Here is a 14,698-nt window from a genome sequence, read left to right as displayed (position 1 = left end):
TTCCTGGTGGCTTCGGTGCTTGGCCTGAAGAGCGCCCTCTCCCTAACCCTCGGCTGCGCGCCCCGCCCTGAAGGGAGAGGGGACCGTTGGGCAGGGCTGGGTGTTTTGGAGTCAGCCGGCAGCACTTGAAGGTTTCCGGTTGAAACCATGCCTTCTCTCGGCACGGACAAGCCCCCTCTCCCTTCAGGGAGAGGGCTGGGGAGAGGGAACGGAGTCAACCCAACACACCAGAGCCGCCGGGAAACACCGTTCGCGAGCAAGCTCGCTCCTACGAAAAGACGAGCCGGCGGATAACGCCTGGGGCGTTATGCGCCCTACGGGGTCTCCAGCGCCTCGCTCCAGATTTCCACCGCCATCGTCTCGCTACGCCCCGGCGCCACGCTCAGCACGTCGTCCCAGACCCGCGCCGTCTCGATGCACAGCATGCGCTGCCAGGCGTCGTCGGCGAACTGCGAGAGGCGCTGGGCCTTGTCGATCCAGGGGTTCCACAGCACCGCCGAGCGCGAGTGGCTGGCCTGGATGTGGATGCCGCGGTTCCACTGTGGGTCGCGGATCACCAGGGGGCGGTCGACGTCCAGGTAGATGCGGTCGGTCTCGCCCTGGATGCGCACCACGCCGTCCTGGCGGCGCTCCTCCCAGTTCTCCAGCGTCTCGATGTAGCGGCAGCCCTGCAGGCCGTCGACGCTGACCTGGCGCGCGTCGCTGACGGCGAAGTAGGTGTGCAGCGCCTGGCTCAGGGCCAGCGGCTTGTCGCCGAGGTTGCGGGTGGTCAGTTCCAGGGCCAGGCGCTCGCCGAAGCGCATCACCAGGCTCAGTTCGGCGCCATGGGCCCAGCCCGGCAGGCCCTGGCGGGCGTCGAGCTTCCAGTGCACGGCCAGCGCGCCCTGTTCGTCGGCGATGTCGTCCAGTTGCCAGTCGATGCCGCGCACCAGGCCGTGGGCCGGCGGCTTGTCGCCCTCGTACTCGGTGCGCACCTGCACCGGGTTGCGCGCCAGGTCGCCGAACCAGGGCCAGCACACCGGCACGCCGCCGCGCAGGGACTGGCCGCGCTTGTACCCGGCCTGCTCGCTGAGCCACACCAGCGGCGGCTGTTCGTGGGGCTGGTAGCTGAGCAGCTGGGCGCCCTGCTGGGCGATCAGCGCCTCGCCGAACTCGGTGTGGATGCGCCAGCAGGGCAGCTCGTCGATGGTCGTCTGTTCGACGCGGGGGGTGATGTAGGGGCTGCTCATGGGGGGCCTCCGGCACTGCAAGGGGAAAGGATTCAGTATCACCGATCCCCTGGCGGCCGGGCAGTTCCCCGAAACGGCTTTTTTCAGCCCTGGCGCAGGCTTTCCAGGCTGCGCCGCTGGCGCCCCTGCGCGTCGAAGTTGGCCGCATCCAGCCAGGCCTCGAAGGCCGCCTGGCGCAGCGGCCATTCGCTGTCGAGGATGGAGAACCAGGCGCTGTCGCGGTTGCGGTCCTTGACCACCATGTGCTGGCGGAAGGTGCCCTCGTAGGTGAAGCCCAGGCGTTCGGCGGCGCGCATGGAACGCGCGTTGCGCGAGTTGCACTTCCACTCCAGGCGCCGGTAGCCCAGCTCGAAGGCGCGCCGGGCCAGCAGGTAGACCGCCTCGGTGGAGGCCGGGCTGCGTTGCATGACGCGGCCGAAGGCGATGTGGCCGATCTCGATCACCCCGTCCTTCGGGGTGATGCGCAGGAAGCTCAGCAGGCCGGTGACGCGGCCGCTGCTGCGCTCGCGCACGGCATAGAACTGCGGATCGGCGCTGGCGGCGTTGCCGGCGATCCAGGCATCGAAGGCGGCGCGCTCGGGGAAGGGGCCGTAGGGCAGGTAGTCCCACAGCACGGGGTCGGATTCCGGGCCCTGCAGGGCTTGCCACAGGTCGTCGCCGTGGCGCGCGGCGTCCAGCGGCTCCAGGGCCAGGTAGCGGCCTTCCAGGGTTTCCCGGGCCGGGGCGGGCACCGGCTGCCAGTGCAGGGCGGGTTGGGTGTCGGTCATGGCGGTGCTCCGGTCAGAGGATCTTGCGGTACTGGACGAAGCCGGAGCGGTCGGCGATCCGGTCGTACAGGTGCATGGCGTCGGTGTTGGTCTCGTGGGTCAGCCAGTGCACCCGCGAGGCGCCGGCGGCGCGCGCCATGGCGTAGACGTGCTCGATCAGCTCGCGGCCGACGCCGCCGCCGCGCAGGCCTTCGTGGACGTAGAGGTCCTGCAGGTAGACGTAGTCGCCCTGGGTCCAGCAGGAGCGGTGGAAGATGTAGTGGACCATGCCGACGGCCTCGCCGTCGCGCCAGGCCAGCGCCGCGTGCATGGGCTCGGCGGGGTCGAGGAAGCGCTGCCAGGTGACGGCGCTGGTGGCGTCGTCGATCACGGTCTTGTAGAAGCGCTGGTAACCCTGCCAGAGCGGCAGCCAGGCGGCATGGTCGTCGGCGCTGACGAGGCGGATTTCGAGCGGTGCGGTCATGGGGTGGCCTTTGTCCTTGGGGTCTGGTTCCAGACTAGAGCGGGAATTGGTTCCGCTAAAGAGCCATTCATGCTCCAATTCAAGGAGCCATTTCCGGAGCCCGCCATGAACGCCCCGCTGCCTTTCGACCCGTCCGGCATCCGCCTGGACCCTGCCAGGGGGCTGGGCCAGCAGCTGTTCCAGGCGCTGCGCGAACGCATCCTCGACGGCCGCCTCGGCGCGCGCTCGCGGCTGCCGGCCAGCCGCGACCTGGCCGCCGCCCTGGGGGTGTCGCGCAACACCGTGGTGCGCGCCTACGAGCAGCTCTACGCCGAGGGCTACATCGAGGGCCGCACCGGCGACGGCACCTACGTCGCCGAACGCGTGCAGCCGCGCAGCGCGCCCGCCCCGCAACCGGGCAAGGTGCCCGAGGTGGCGGCGCTGGAGCGCCTGCAGCGGCACCACCTGCCCAGGCCGCCGAGCGGTGCGCCCAGGGCCTTCCGCGTCGGCGTGCCGGCCTTCGACCTGTTCCCTTTCGAGACCTGGGCGCGCCTGCAGGCGCGCTTCTGGCGCGACCCGCCGGCGGACTGCCTGGGCTACGGCGACGCCGCCGGCGAATGGCGCCTGCGCGAGCTGATCGCCGCCTACCTGCGTAGCGCGCGTGGCCTGCACTGCGAGGCGGGGCAGGTGATAGTCACCAGCGGCGCGCAGCAGGCCATCGCCCTGTGCGCCCAGGTGCTGCTCGCCGCGGGCGACCACGTGGCCATCGAGAACCCCGGCTACCGCGCCGCCGGCCATGCCTTCGCCACCGCCGGCGCGCACCTGCACGGGGTGGCGGTGGACGCCGAGGGCCTGCGCACCGAGCAGCTGCGCGAGCTGCCGGACTGCCGGCTGGTCTACCTCACCCCCTCGCACCAGTACCCCACCGGCGTCACCCTGTCGCTGGCGCGGCGCCTGGCCCTGCTGGAATGGGCCGAGCGCAGCGGCGGCTGGATAGTCGAGGACGACTACGACGGCGAGTACCGCTACGCCGGCACCCCGCTGATGCCGCTGGCGGCGCTCGACCGCCAGCAGCGCGTGCTCTACGTCGGCACCTTCTGCAAGATCGCCTTCCCCGCCCTGCGCCTGGGCTACCTGGTGGTGCCGCCGGCCCTGGCCGAGGCCTTCGCCCGCCGCCGAGCCCTCGACGTGCGGCATTCGGAGGTCGGCACCCAGCGGGTGATGGCCGACTTCATCGCCGAAGGCCACTTCCAGCGCCACGTGCGGCGCATGCGCCGGGCCGCCCGGGCCCGGCGCGACGCCCTGCTGCGCGGCTGGCCCGAGGTGCCCGGCTGCGCGCCCATGCCGCCGGTGGAGGCGGGGCTGCACCTGTGCGTGCGGGTGGAAAGCCGCGAGCGCGAGCGCTGGCTGGTGGAGCGCGCGCTGCAGGCCGGGGTGGAGGTCAACGCGCTGAGCGACTACTGGCTGCCCGAATCGACGGAGCCCGAAGACGAGCGCGCCGGCCTGGTCATGGGCTTCGCCGCCGTGCCCGAGGCGCGTATCGCCGAGGCCCTGAAGGCCTTGCGCAAGGCCTGGCGCTGAGGCGCGATCGGCTATCCCCGGTTGGCGCTGCGGGACGCGGCGCCTAGAATGCCGGCCTTCGGAAACCACCTTCGAGGAACGGACATGAGCCTCGCCATCCCGGCCACGCCCGAGCGCAAGTTCGGCGCGCCCCTCGCCGCCGCCGGCCTGCTGCTGCTCGGCGCGCTTTTTCTCGCCCAGGCAGTGAGCGGCCGCCAGGCCCTGCTGTTCCTGGTCGGCGGCGCCCTGGGCCTGACTCTCTACCATGCCGCCTTCGGCTTCACCTCGGCCTGGCGCGTGTTCATCCGCGAGCAGCGCGGCGCTGGCCTGCGCGCGCAGATGGTGATGCTGGCGCTGGCGGTGCTGCTGTTCTTCCCGGCGCTGTCGGCCGGCACGCTGTTCGGCGCGCCGGTGAAGGGGCTGGTGTCGCCGGCCGGCACCTCGGTGGTGTTCGGCGCCTTCATCTTCGGCATCGGCATGCAGCTGGGCGGCGGCTGTGCCTCCGGCACCCTGTTCACCGTCGGCGGCGGCAACGCGCGCATGCTGGCGACCCTGCTGTTCTTCATCGTCGGCTCGGTGCTGGCCACCCAGCACATCGGCTGGTGGTTCGCCCTGCCGTCGCTGCCGCCGACCTCCATCGTCCAGTCCCTCGGGCTGTTCCCGGCGCTGGCCGTGAGCCTGGCGCTGTTCGCCGGCATCGCCGCCCTCAGCGTGGTGCTGGAGCGCCGCCGCCATGGCGTACTGGAGATGATCGGCAGTGATGGCCAGCACGGCGTCGGCCGCCTCTGGCGCGGCCCCTGGCCGCTGGTCTGGGGCGCGGTGGCGCTGGCGCTGCTGAACTTCGCCACCCTGGCCCTGGCCGGGCGCCCCTGGGGCGTCACCTCGGCCTTCGCCCTGTGGGGCGCCAAGGCCTTCGAGGGCCTGGGCATCGCGGTGCACGACTGGGCCTTCTGGCAGGCCGAGGCCAACGCCAGGGCGCTGGCCGCACCGGTGTGGCAGGACGTCACCAGCGTCATGGACTTCGGCATCATCCTCGGCGCGCTGCTGGCCGCCGGCCTGGCCGGGCGCTTCGCCCCCAGCCTGAAGATCCCGGCGCGCTCGCTGCTGGCCGCGGTGATCGGCGGCCTGCTGCTGGGCTACGGCGCGCGCCTGGCCTATGGCTGCAACATCGGCGCCTACTTCAGCGGTATCGCCTCGGGCAGCCTGCACGGCTGGCTGTGGCTGGTCGCGGCCTTCTTCGGCAACGCCCTGGGCGTGCGCCTGCGCCCGCTGTTCTTCCCCGCCGAGCGCGAGGCCCCGCGCCTGACCGGCTGCTGAGTCAGGGGGCCGGGCGCGGCGGCGTCTCGCGCTCGGCCCAGTAGGTCTGCTTGTGCCCGCGGCCCTGGTACTCCAGGGCCAGGGCCTCGGCCTCGTCGCGGCTCAGGCCGCGGCGCACGAGGAAGCGGTTGCCGTTGTCGTCCAGCCGCCACAGGCACCAGTCGCGCGCTTCAGGCATCGAAGGTCGAGGTCTTGCGCAGGCGCAGCGCGAGCAGGATCAGCAGCACGCCGAAGAACAGCGCATAGGCGCCGATCACCCAGACCACCGCCACCGCGCCGGCGCCGGGGTTGGCGATCATCAGCACGCCGAACAGCACCGACAGCGCCCCCGACAGGCCCAGCCACCATTCGTTGGCCAGGCTCCTGCGCAGGCGGAAGGCGGCGACGATCTGCAGCACGCCGGTGGCCAGCGCCCAGCCGGCGATCAGCATCAGCAGGCCCAGCGCCGTCAGCGCCGGCCAGAAGAAGGCCACCAGCCCGGCCAGCACGCCCAGGGCGCCGACCAGCCATAGCGGCCAGATCGGCCGTTGCGACTCGCGCATGCTGGCCGCGGCGATCAGGGTGAAGACGCCATCGACGAAGGCGTAGGCGCCCCAGACGATGACCAGCACGGTGAGGGCGATGCCCGGCCAGGCGATGGCGAGGACGCCGAACAGCACGGCGGCGATGCCGCGCAGGGCGATCCATTTCCAGTGCCGGCCCAGGGCTTGCCACAGGGGATGATCGTTCATGGGGTTCTCCAGCGGGGTTCGCCAGAAACCATAGTCCCACGAGCAGGCCCGTGCTCGAGCCGGGGCAATGCGAGCCGAAATCTTCCGGCAACTATGTAGGTGCGGACTCCGCTGTCCCACCTGTAGGAGCGCGCCCTGCGCGCGATTCGCGGGCAGGGCCCGCTCCTACGAGGGAAGGCCAGGCGCGGGGTTGGGCAAAAGAAAGCCCGGCGCGGGGCCGGGCGAAAGGGCCTGCCGGGGCAGGCGGGCGGCGTCGGGCGGGACGCCACCGGGGAGCTTTGGATCAGCCGGCCGCCAGCTCGCCGCCGGCTTCCGGCCGCGGGCCGTGCAGCCGCTCGTAGTCGGCGCGCATGGCCTTGTGCAGGCCGAGCATGAACAGGATCAGCACCGCCGAGAAGGGCAGGCCGGCCAGCACCACCACCGTCTGCATGGCGGTGAAGTTGCCGGCGAACAGCAGGCCGATGGTCACCAGGGTGACGATCACCGACCAGAGGATGCGCAGCCAGTTCGGCGCGTCCTCGTCCAGGTCGCCGCCCTCGCGGGACAGGTTGGCCAGCATCACCGAGCCGGAGTCCGCCGGGGTGAGGAAGAGCACGAAGCCGACGAAGATCGACACGCCGATCACCACCTTGGCGAAGGGGTAGTGCTCCAGCAGCAGGTAGATCGACATCGACGGCTGCTCCAGGGCGGCCTTGCCGAGGTCGGCGGCGCCGTGGTTCATCACCAGGTCCAGGGCGCTGTTGCCGAACACCGAGAGCCAGGCCAGGGTGAAGCCCAGGGGGATCAGCAGCACGCCGCAGACCAGCTCGCGCACGGTGCGCCCGCGGGAGATGCGCGCCACGAACATGCCCACGAAGGGCGCCCAGGAAATCCACCAGGCCCAGTAGAATAGCGTCCACAGGCCCAGCCATTCCTCGCTCCTGGCGGCGCTGCCGCCGGTGTAGACGTAGAGGTCGAAGGTCTTGAGGATCAGGCCGTTGAGGTAGTCGCCGAGGTTCTGCACGAAGCCGTTGAGCAGTTCCAGGGTGGAGCCGCAGACCAGCACGAACACCAGCAGCGAGCTGAACAGCACGATGTTCAGGTTGGACAGCCGGCGGATGCCCTTCTCGATGCCCGAGACCGCCGCCAGGGTGGCCACCAGGCTCATCACCAGCAGCACGATCAGCAGCGTGGTCTTCGAATGTTCCATGCCGGCCAGGTATTCCAGGCCGGAGGACACCTGCAGCGCGCCGATGCCCAGGTTGGTGACCAGGCCCAGCAGGGTGACGAAGATGCCGAAGATATCCACCGCGTGGCCGGCGCCGCCCTTCACCCAGCGCTCGCCGAGGATCGGCAGCAGCGCCGAGCGCAACGCCAGCGGCTGGCGGTGGCGGTAGGCGAAGTAGCCCACGGCCAGGCCGACCAGGGCGTAGATCGCCCAGCCGTGCAGGCCCCAGTGCAGGAAGGTCAGCTGCAGCGCCTGGCGCGCCGCCTGCGGGCTGCCGGCGACGCCTTCGGGCGGGTGGTAGAGGTGGTCGATGGGCTCGGAGGCGGCGAAGTACAGCAGCGAGATGCCGATCCCCGAGGAGAACAGCATGCCGGCCCAGGCGCCGTAGCTGAAGTCGGGCTTCTCATGGTCGGCGCCGAGCTTCAGCGTGCCATAGCGCGAGAAAGCGACCCAGGCGACGAAGAACAGGTAGGCCCCGATGGCCAGCATGTAGTACCAGCCGAAGCTGTGCGACAGCCAGGCCTGGGTACGGGCCAGGGCGGCGCCGGCGCTGTCCGGGAAGAAGATCAGGATGGCGGTCAGAACCAGGATCAGGGCGGTGGAGCCGAAGAACACGATCGGGTTCAGACGGGCCTGCTCGTTTGTTTTTCTTGGCGAAGCAGAACTCATTTTTCAGGGGGACCCCATGGCAGTGAACGCATGGCGGCCGGCACTAGTGCGCGAGGCACGGCGACGGGCCGCGAACCACAGACACAGCATTGCCGCCGCGACACTTCCGGCCGGGATTCTGCGATCCTTGGCCATTGGAGAGCGGCGCGGTGATGAACGGCTCGGGCCCGCTTGCACGCAAGGGCTCGGGAGGGTTCACGGAGCGCAGCTTATTCTTAGTTGATTGAACGTTCAATAAAAACAAAATAGACTGGCCCACATTGACGCCGGACGGCACAGCCACGTCCCGCGTGAGGAGAGAAACCAATGCCCAAGGTCGGTATGCAGCCGATTCGCCGTTCGCAACTGATCCACGCCACCCTCGAGGCCGTGGACCAGGTCGGCATGAGCGACGCCAGCATCGCCCTGATCGCCCGCCTGGCGGGGGTCTCCAACGGCATCATCAGCCACTACTTCCAGGACAAGAACGGCCTCCTGGAGGCGACGATGCGGCATCTGATGTCGGCTTTGAGCAAGGCCGTGCGCGAGCGCCGCGCTAGCCTGCGAACCGACGATCCGCGCGCCCACCTGCGGGCGATCGTCGCCGGCAACTTCGACAACAGCCAGGTCAACGGCCCGGCCATGAAGACCTGGCTGGCGTTCTGGGCCAGCAGCATGCACCAGCCGTCCCTGCGCCGGCTGCAGCGGATCAACGACCACAGGCTGTATTCCAACCTGTGCTGGCAGTTCCGCCGCGAGCTGCCGCAGGGCCAGGCGCGCAGCGCCGCCCGTGGCCTGGCCGCGCTGATCGATGGCCTGTGGCTGCGCGGCGCGCTTTCGGGCGACGCCTTCGACACCGAGCAGGCGCTGGCTATCGCCTACGACTATCTCGACCAACAACTGGCCAAGCGCACCGGATAGCGGGCGCGGCCTTACGTGCTGAAACCATAAGAGAGGACAACCGACCCATGGCTCGATTCGACGTTCAGAAGCTCTACATTGGCGGCCGCTACGTGGAGGCCACCAGTGGCGCCACCTTCGAGACCGTCAACCCGGCCAACGGGGAGGTCCTCGCCCTGGTGCAGCGGGCTTCGAAGGAAGACGTCGAGCGCGCCGTCGCCAGCGCCGTCGAAGGCCAGAAGGTCTGGGCGGCGATGACCGCCATGCAGCGCTCGCGCATCCTGCGCCGCGCCGTGGACATCCTCCGCCAGCGCAACGACGAGCTGGCCGAACTGGAAACCCTGGACACCGGCAAGTCGCTGGCCGAGACGCGTTACGTCGATATCGTCACCGGCGCCGACGTGCTCGAGTACTACGCCGGCCTGGTGCCGGCCATCGAGGGCGAGCAGATCCCGCTGCGCGAGACCAGCTTCGTCTACACCCGCCGCGAGCCGCTGGGCGTGGTCGCCGGCATCGGCGCCTGGAACTACCCGATCCAGATCGCCCTGTGGAAATCCGCCCCGGCCCTGGCCGCGGGCAACGCGATGATCTTCAAGCCCAGCGAAGTCACCCCGCTGAGCGTGCTCAAGCTCGCCGAGATCTACACCGAGGCCGGCCTGCCCGATGGCGTGTTCAACGTCCTCACCGGCAGCGGCCGCGAGGTCGGCCAGTGGCTGACCGAGCACCCGCTGATCGAGAAGGTCTCCTTCACCGGCGGCACCTCCACCGGCAAGAAGGTCATGGCCAGCGCCTCCAGCTCCTCGCTCAAGGAAGTCACCATGGAGCTGGGCGGCAAGTCGCCGCTGATCATCTTCGACGACGCCAACCTCGACCGCGCCGCCGACATCGCCGTCATGGCCAACTTCTTCAGCTCCGGCCAGGTCTGCACCAACGGCACCCGCGTGTTCGTCCCGCGCGGCCTGCAGGCGCGCTTCGAGGAGAAGCTGCTGGAGCGCGTCAAGCGCATCCGCCTGGGCAGCCCGCAGGATGCGAACACCAACTTCGGCCCGCTGGTGAGCTTCGCGCACATGGAGAGCGTGCTCGGCTACATCCAGGCCGGCAAGGACCAGAAGGCCCGCCTGCTGTGCGGCGGCGAGCGCGTCACCGAGGGCGAGTTCGGCAAGGGCGCCTACGTCGCGCCCACCGTGTTCACCGACTGCCGTGACGACATGACCATCGTCCGCGAGGAAATCTTCGGCCCGGTGATGAGCATCCTCGTCTACGACAGCGAGGAAGAAGTCATCCGCCGCGCCAACGACACCGAGTACGGCCTGGCCGCCGGCGTCGTCACCCAGGACCTGGCCCGCGCCCACCGGGTGATCCACCGCCTGGAGGCGGGCATCTGCTGGATCAACACCTGGGGCGAGTCGCCGGCGGAAATGCCGGTGGGCGGCTACAAGCAATCCGGCGTCGGTCGCGAGAACGGCCTGACCACCCTGGCTCATTACACTCGCATCAAGTCCGTGCAGGTGGAGCTGGGCGGCTACGCCTCGGTGTTCTGACCACCGCGATCGAGCCCTGAGCGGCCGGTCGCCGGAGCGACCGGCCATTCCGACCTTCAGACACCGGCGCGCCCAGCGTCGCGGGCGGTGTCGTGCCCAGAAAAAGAGGTAGGCCTGCATGACCCAGGAATATGACTACATCATCATCGGCGCCGGTTCCGCCGGTAACGTCCTCGCCACCCGCCTGACCGAGGACCCGGACGTCAGCGTGCTGCTGCTCGAGGCCGGCGGCCCGGACTACCGCGCCGACTTCCGCACCCAGATGCCCGCCGCGCTGGCCTACCCGCTGCAGGGCCGCCGCTACAACTGGGCCTACCTCACCGACCCCGAGCCGCACATGAACAACCGCCGCATGGAATGCGGGCGCGGCAAGGGCCTGGGCGGCTCCTCGCTGATCAACGGCATGTGCTACATCCGCGGCAACGCCATGGACTTCGACGGCTGGGCGAAAGAGAAGGGCCTGGAGGACTGGGCCTACCTCGACTGCCTGCCGTACTTCCGCAAGGCCGAGACCCGCGACATCGGCCCCAACGACTACCACGGCGGCGACGGCCCGGTCAGCGTGACCACGCCCAAGGCCGGCAACAACCCGCTGTTCCACGCCATGGTCGAGGCCGGCGTGCAGGCCGGCTACCCGCGTACCGAGGACCTCAACGGCTACCAGCAGGAAGGCTTCGGCCCCATGGACCGCACCGTGACGCCCCAGGGCCGTCGCGCCAGCACCGCGCGCGGCTACCTGGACCAGGCCCGCGAGCGCACCAACCTGAGCATCGTCACCCACGCCCTGACCGACCGTATCCTGTTCAGCGGCAAGCGCGCCATCGGCGCCAGCTACCTGCACGGCAACGACAATGCGCCGAAGGAAGCGCGCGCCCGCCGCGAAGTGCTGGTGTGCTCCGGGGCCATCGCCTCGCCGCAGCTGCTGCAGCGTTCCGGCGTCGGCCCGGCCGCGGTGCTGCGCGACCTGGGCATCGAGGTGGTGCACGACCTGCCGGGCGTCGGCCAGAACCTCCAGGACCACCTGGAGATGTACCTGCAGTACGCCTGCAAGCAGCCGGTGTCGCTGTACCCGGCGCTGCAGTGGTGGAACCAGCCGCAGATCGGCGCGCAGTGGATGTTCCTCGGCACCGGCCTGGGCGCCAGCAACCAGTTCGAGGCCGGCGGCTTCATCCGCACCCGCGACGAGTTCGAGTGGCCGAACATCCAGTACCATTTCCTGCCGGTGGCCATCAATTACAACGGCAGCAACGCGGTGAATGAACACGGCTTCCAGGCCCACGTCGGCTCCATGCGCTCGCCCAGCCGCGGGCGTATCCAGCTGACCTCGCGCGACCCGCGCAAGCACCCGAGCATCCTCTTCAACTACATGTCCACCGAGCAGGACTGGCAGGAGTTCCGCGACGCCATCCGCATCACCCGCGAGATCATGGCGCAGCCGGCGCTGGACGCCTACCGCGGCCGCGAACTGAGCCCGGGGCTGGACAAGAAGAGCGACGCCGAGCTGGATGCCTTCGTCCGCGAGCACGCCGAAACCGCCTTCCACCCCTCCTGCTCGTGCAAGATGGGCGAGGACGACATGGCGGTGGTCGACGGCCAGGGCCGCGTGCACGGCATGGAAGGGCTGCGCGTGGTGGATGCGTCGATCATGCCGCTGATCATCACCGGCAACCTCAACGCCACCACCATCATGATCGCCGAGAAGATCGCCGACCGTATCCGCGGCCGCCAGCCGCTGCCGCGCAGCACCGCGGACTACTACAAGGCCAACGGCGCGCCGGTAAGGGGCAAGCCGATGCGGGCGTGAGCTCCAAGCAGGAATAGGGAAGGGCGCCACGAGTTGGCGCTTTTTTCTTCATATGGGTGGGAGCGATAAGGAAGTAACCGGCTGAATCCGGCCTCTGGTCTGGCACGGACTGGCCCCCTCTCCCTTCAGGGAGAGGGCTGGGGAGAGGGAAAAGCGATATCAGGGAGCGCAGGACTCGTCACCACTCCGAGCTGCTTCCAGCCAAAGAGGACTGTCCCTCACCCCCGCCGCGGCGGCACCGGCCTAGTCCGCCCGCTGCCATCGATGGCCACGAACACGAACACCGCCTCGGTGACCTTGCGCCACTCGCTGGACAGCGGATCGTCGCTCCACACCTCCACCAGCATGCGGATCGAGCTGCGCCCGACCTCCAGCGTCTGGGTATAGAAGGACAGCTGCGCGCCCACCGCCACCGGCACCAGGAAGGCCATGCGGTCGATCGCCACCGTGGCCACGCGGCCGGCGGCGATGCGGCTGGCCATGGCGGTGCCGGCCAGGTCCATCTGCGACACCAGCCAGCCGCCGAAGATATCGCCGAAACCGTTGGTCTCGCGCGGCAGCGCGGTTATCTGCAGTGCCAGGTCGCCCTGCGGGATGGGGTCTTCTTGTTCAAGCTCGATCATAGGTAAGGGCCTCTTGCCCCCGACGGTCTCGATTCAAGGTACGAAAGGAAAAGCTCTCCCAAGAGCCCTGCTCGTGTTGCTTCCTGCAGAAACTTGGGACAACTTTCTGATCGGCCCCGCGCATATGGCTTGGGCATTATATAGAGGCCGGCCTGCGGCAGCGACCGCAGAATTCCCCATAACAATGTTGCGCTGACGAGTATCCATTTGCCATGGTTCGCCGTTCGCGATCCCGTGTCAGCGCCGCCAACCTGCCGAGAAACCCTGCATGCCTTCTGCGAATACCCCAGCCGCCCGTCCGCTCACCCGCAGCGACTACAAGACCCTCTCCCTCTCCGCCCTGGGTGGCGCCCTGGAGTTCTACGACTTCATCATCTTCGTGTTCTTCGCCACCGTGGTGGGCAAGCTGTTCTTCCCCGCCGACATGCCCGAATGGTTGCGCCAGCTGCAGACCTTCGGCCTGTTCGCCGCCGGCTACCTGGCGCGGCCGCTGGGCGGCATCGTCATGGCGCACTTCGGCGACCTGCTCGGGCGCAAGAAAATGTTCACCCTGAGCATCTTCATGATGTCGGTGCCCACGTTGCTCATGGGCGTGCTGCCCACCTACGAGCAGATCGGCATCTGGGCGCCGCTGGCGCTGTTGCTGCTGCGCGTGGTGCAGGGCGCGGCCATCGGCGGCGAGGTCCCCGGGGCCTGGGTGTTCGTTTCCGAACACGTGCCTTCGCGCAACGTCGGCTTCGCCTGCGGCACCCTCACCGCGGGGCTGACCGCGGGCATCCTCATCGGCTCGCTGATGGCCACGGTGATCAACAGCTTCTACAGCGCCGAGGAAGTGCTGGCCTACGCCTGGCGCATCCCCTTCCTGCTCGGCGGCATCTTCGGCCTGTTCTCCGTCTACCTGCGCCGCTGGCTGCACGAGACCCCGGTGTTCGCCGAACTGCAGCAGCGCAAGCAACTGGCCGACGAGGTGCCCCTGGGCGTGGTGGTGCGTGAGCACCGTCCGGCGGTGGCCATCTCCATGCTGCTCACCTGGCTGCTGTCGGCGGCCATCGTCGTGGTCATCCTCATGACGCCCTCGGTACTGCAGAGCGTCTACGGCGTGCCGGCGGCCACCGCGCTCAAGGCCAACAGCCTGGCGATCATCTTCCTCACCGGCGGCTGCATCCTCGCCGGGCGCATCGTCGACCGCGTCGGCGGGGGCCGTACCTTCATCGGCGGCAGCCTGCTGCTGGGCGTGACCTCGTGGATCTTCTACAGCAGCCTGAAGACCCATCCGGACTGGCTCTTCCCTCTATATGCACTGACCGGCCTGTGCGTCGGCATCGTCGGCGCCGTGCCCTACGTCATGGTCAAGGCGTTCCCGGCGGTGGTGCGCTTCAGCGGCCTGTCCTTCTCCTACAACCTGTCCTACGCGATCTTCGGTGGCCTGACGCCGATGGTGGTGGCGCTGCTGATGAAGGAAGACCCCATGGGCCCCGCCTACTATGTGGCTGCGCTGTGCCTGGTGGGCTTCCTCACCGGCTGCTTCCTGCTGCGCCAGGAACGCCTGGCCAGTGGGGCTTCGCTGGTCGCCAATTGATCGATCGGACAGGTTTTTCAGAAAAGTTTCAAAAAGTCGTTGACGGGCCTTTTTAAGTCCCTATAATGCGCACCACTCCCAGCGACGAAGCGATGAAAGAGCTTGAAAATCAAGCACTTAAGCGGGTTCGAAGGTGGGGGTGGTGGTCAGGCGGGTGATTCACTTGCCGCCTTTCGGTTCGATAGCTGCTCCGGCAGCGGGCCGAAAAGGACGATCGCCGGGGTGCTTGACAGCGAATTTGAACGCTGTAGAATGCGCCTCCCGCTGACGAGAAGCTTCGGCCGATCGAAAGCGCAAGCGGTTGAGTAGGAACGAAAAATTCTGAAAATAACGCTTGACGGAATAAGAGG

Annotated in this window: 13 protein-coding genes and 1 pseudogene; 6 read left to right on the top strand and 8 right to left on the bottom strand. The window is 68.9% G+C overall.

Going from position 1 to position 14,698, the window contains the following annotated elements; all coding sequences use genetic code 11:
- Positions 1 to 314 precede the first annotated feature (314 nt).
- The 3 genes from CHC02_RS16140 to CHC02_RS16130 form a co-directional block, all read right to left on the bottom strand.
- Complete coding sequence (locus CHC02_RS16140; RefSeq protein WP_089392480.1) at positions 315 to 1,229, bottom strand: D-hexose-6-phosphate mutarotase; 915 nt, start codon at positions 1,227 to 1,229, stop codon at positions 315 to 317.
- A gap of 83 nt (positions 1,230 to 1,312) precedes the next feature.
- Positions 1,313 to 1,996, bottom strand: coding sequence for a GNAT family N-acetyltransferase (locus CHC02_RS16135; RefSeq protein WP_089392479.1), 684 nt, complete (start codon positions 1,994 to 1,996; stop codon positions 1,313 to 1,315).
- Between the two features lie 13 nt (positions 1,997 to 2,009).
- The gene (locus tag CHC02_RS16130; protein WP_089392478.1) at positions 2,010 to 2,459 is read right to left on the bottom strand and encodes a GNAT family N-acetyltransferase; all 450 of its coding nucleotides are present in this window, start codon (positions 2,457 to 2,459) and stop codon (positions 2,010 to 2,012) included.
- Positions 2,460 to 2,564: 105 nt separating this feature from the next.
- Here CHC02_RS16130 and pdxR point away from each other — a divergent pair, with 105 nt between their 5' ends.
- A complete protein-coding gene (gene pdxR / locus CHC02_RS16125) occupies positions 2,565 to 4,019 on the top strand; it encodes a MocR-like pyridoxine biosynthesis transcription factor PdxR (protein WP_089392594.1) in 1,455 nt (484 codons plus the stop codon).
- 84 nt (positions 4,020 to 4,103) lie between these two features.
- Positions 4,104 to 5,315, top strand: coding sequence for a YeeE/YedE family protein (locus CHC02_RS16120; RefSeq protein ID WP_089392477.1), 1,212 nt, complete (start codon positions 4,104 to 4,106; stop codon positions 5,313 to 5,315).
- A 1-nt stretch (position 5,316) separates the two neighbouring features.
- Here the strand turns inward: CHC02_RS16120 and CHC02_RS30230 are convergent, their stop codons facing one another.
- The 3 genes from CHC02_RS30230 to CHC02_RS16110 form a co-directional block, all read right to left on the bottom strand.
- On the bottom strand, positions 5,317 to 5,493 hold the full coding sequence (locus CHC02_RS30230; protein ID WP_167364854.1) for a hypothetical protein: 177 nt from the start codon (positions 5,491 to 5,493) through the stop codon (positions 5,317 to 5,319).
- A complete protein-coding gene (locus CHC02_RS16115; protein ID WP_089392476.1) occupies positions 5,486 to 6,046 on the bottom strand; it encodes an HdeD family acid-resistance protein in 561 nt (186 codons plus the stop codon). The genes CHC02_RS30230 and CHC02_RS16115 overlap by 8 nt, the downstream gene beginning before the upstream one ends.
- Before the next feature lie 283 nt (positions 6,047 to 6,329).
- A complete protein-coding gene (locus tag CHC02_RS16110) occupies positions 6,330 to 7,868 on the bottom strand; it encodes a BCCT family transporter (protein ID WP_089392475.1) in 1,539 nt (512 codons plus the stop codon).
- A gap of 360 nt (positions 7,869 to 8,228) precedes the next feature.
- Between CHC02_RS16110 and betI the strand changes: the two genes are divergently transcribed.
- The 3 genes from betI (at position 8,229) to betA (ending at position 12,146) form a co-directional block, all read left to right on the top strand.
- Entirely contained in the window at positions 8,229 to 8,822 is a 594-nt protein-coding gene (gene betI / locus CHC02_RS16105; RefSeq protein WP_089392474.1) for a transcriptional regulator BetI, read from the top strand.
- Positions 8,823 to 8,869: 47 nt separating this feature from the next.
- Entirely contained in the window at positions 8,870 to 10,342 is a 1,473-nt protein-coding gene (gene betB, locus CHC02_RS16100; protein ID WP_089392473.1) for a betaine-aldehyde dehydrogenase, read from the top strand.
- Positions 10,343 to 10,460: 118 nt separating this feature from the next.
- Complete coding sequence (betA, locus tag CHC02_RS16095; RefSeq protein WP_089392472.1) at positions 10,461 to 12,146, top strand: choline dehydrogenase; 1,686 nt, start codon at positions 10,461 to 10,463, stop codon at positions 12,144 to 12,146.
- Between the two features lie 218 nt (positions 12,147 to 12,364).
- Here betA and CHC02_RS16090 read toward each other — a convergent pair whose 3' ends face one another.
- Positions 12,365 to 12,769, bottom strand: a complete 405-nt coding sequence (locus CHC02_RS16090; RefSeq protein WP_089392471.1) for an acyl-CoA thioesterase — start codon at positions 12,767 to 12,769, stop codon at positions 12,365 to 12,367.
- Positions 12,770 to 13,037: 268 nt separating this feature from the next.
- On the opposite strand from CHC02_RS16090, the gene CHC02_RS16085 reads away from it, so the two are divergent.
- Positions 13,038 to 14,348 (top strand): MFS transporter, encoded by a 1,311-nt coding sequence (locus tag CHC02_RS16085; protein WP_089392470.1) that lies wholly within the window; start codon positions 13,038 to 13,040, stop codon positions 14,346 to 14,348.
- Between the two features lie 159 nt (positions 14,349 to 14,507).
- Here CHC02_RS16085 and CHC02_RS30405 read toward each other — a convergent pair.
- Positions 14,508 to 14,698, bottom strand: a pseudogene (locus CHC02_RS30405) (hypothetical protein); the annotation flags it as partial.

The organism is Pseudomonas delhiensis (assembly GCF_900187975.1).
GTDB lineage: Bacteria > Pseudomonadota > Gammaproteobacteria > Pseudomonadales > Pseudomonadaceae > Pseudomonas > Pseudomonas delhiensis.
The sequence above is the reverse complement of the archived record's forward strand: the minus strand, read 5'-3'. Positions and strand labels throughout refer to the sequence as shown.

Bases quoted from the DNA above. Each gene is read 5' to 3' on its own strand.
- CHC02_RS16120 (WP_089392477.1), top strand. From the start codon at position 4,104: ATGAGCCTCGCCATCCCGGCCACGCCCGAGCGCAAGTTCGGCGCGCCC.
- betA (WP_089392472.1), top strand. From the start codon at position 10,461: ATGACCCAGGAATATGACTACATCATCATCGGCGCCGGTTCCGCCGGT.
- CHC02_RS16085 (WP_089392470.1), top strand. From the start codon at position 13,038: ATGCCTTCTGCGAATACCCCAGCCGCCCGTCCGCTCACCCGCAGCGAC.
- CHC02_RS16115 (WP_089392476.1), bottom strand. From the start codon at position 6,046: ATGAACGATCATCCCCTGTGGCAAGCCCTGGGCCGGCACTGGAAATGG.
- CHC02_RS30230 (WP_167364854.1), bottom strand. From the start codon at position 5,493: ATGCCTGAAGCGCGCGACTGGTGCCTGTGGCGGCTGGACGACAACGGC.
- betB (WP_089392473.1), top strand. From the start codon at position 8,870: ATGGCTCGATTCGACGTTCAGAAGCTCTACATTGGCGGCCGCTACGTG.
- CHC02_RS16130 (WP_089392478.1), bottom strand. From the start codon at position 2,459: ATGACCGCACCGCTCGAAATCCGCCTCGTCAGCGCCGACGACCATGCC.
- CHC02_RS16090 (WP_089392471.1), bottom strand. From the start codon at position 12,769: ATGATCGAGCTTGAACAAGAAGACCCCATCCCGCAGGGCGACCTGGCA.
- CHC02_RS16135 (WP_089392479.1), bottom strand. From the start codon at position 1,996: ATGACCGACACCCAACCCGCCCTGCACTGGCAGCCGGTGCCCGCCCCG.
- CHC02_RS16140 (WP_089392480.1), bottom strand. From the start codon at position 1,229: ATGAGCAGCCCCTACATCACCCCCCGCGTCGAACAGACGACCATCGAC.
- pdxR (WP_089392594.1), top strand. From the start codon at position 2,565: ATGAACGCCCCGCTGCCTTTCGACCCGTCCGGCATCCGCCTGGACCCT.
- betI (WP_089392474.1), top strand. From the start codon at position 8,229: ATGCCCAAGGTCGGTATGCAGCCGATTCGCCGTTCGCAACTGATCCAC.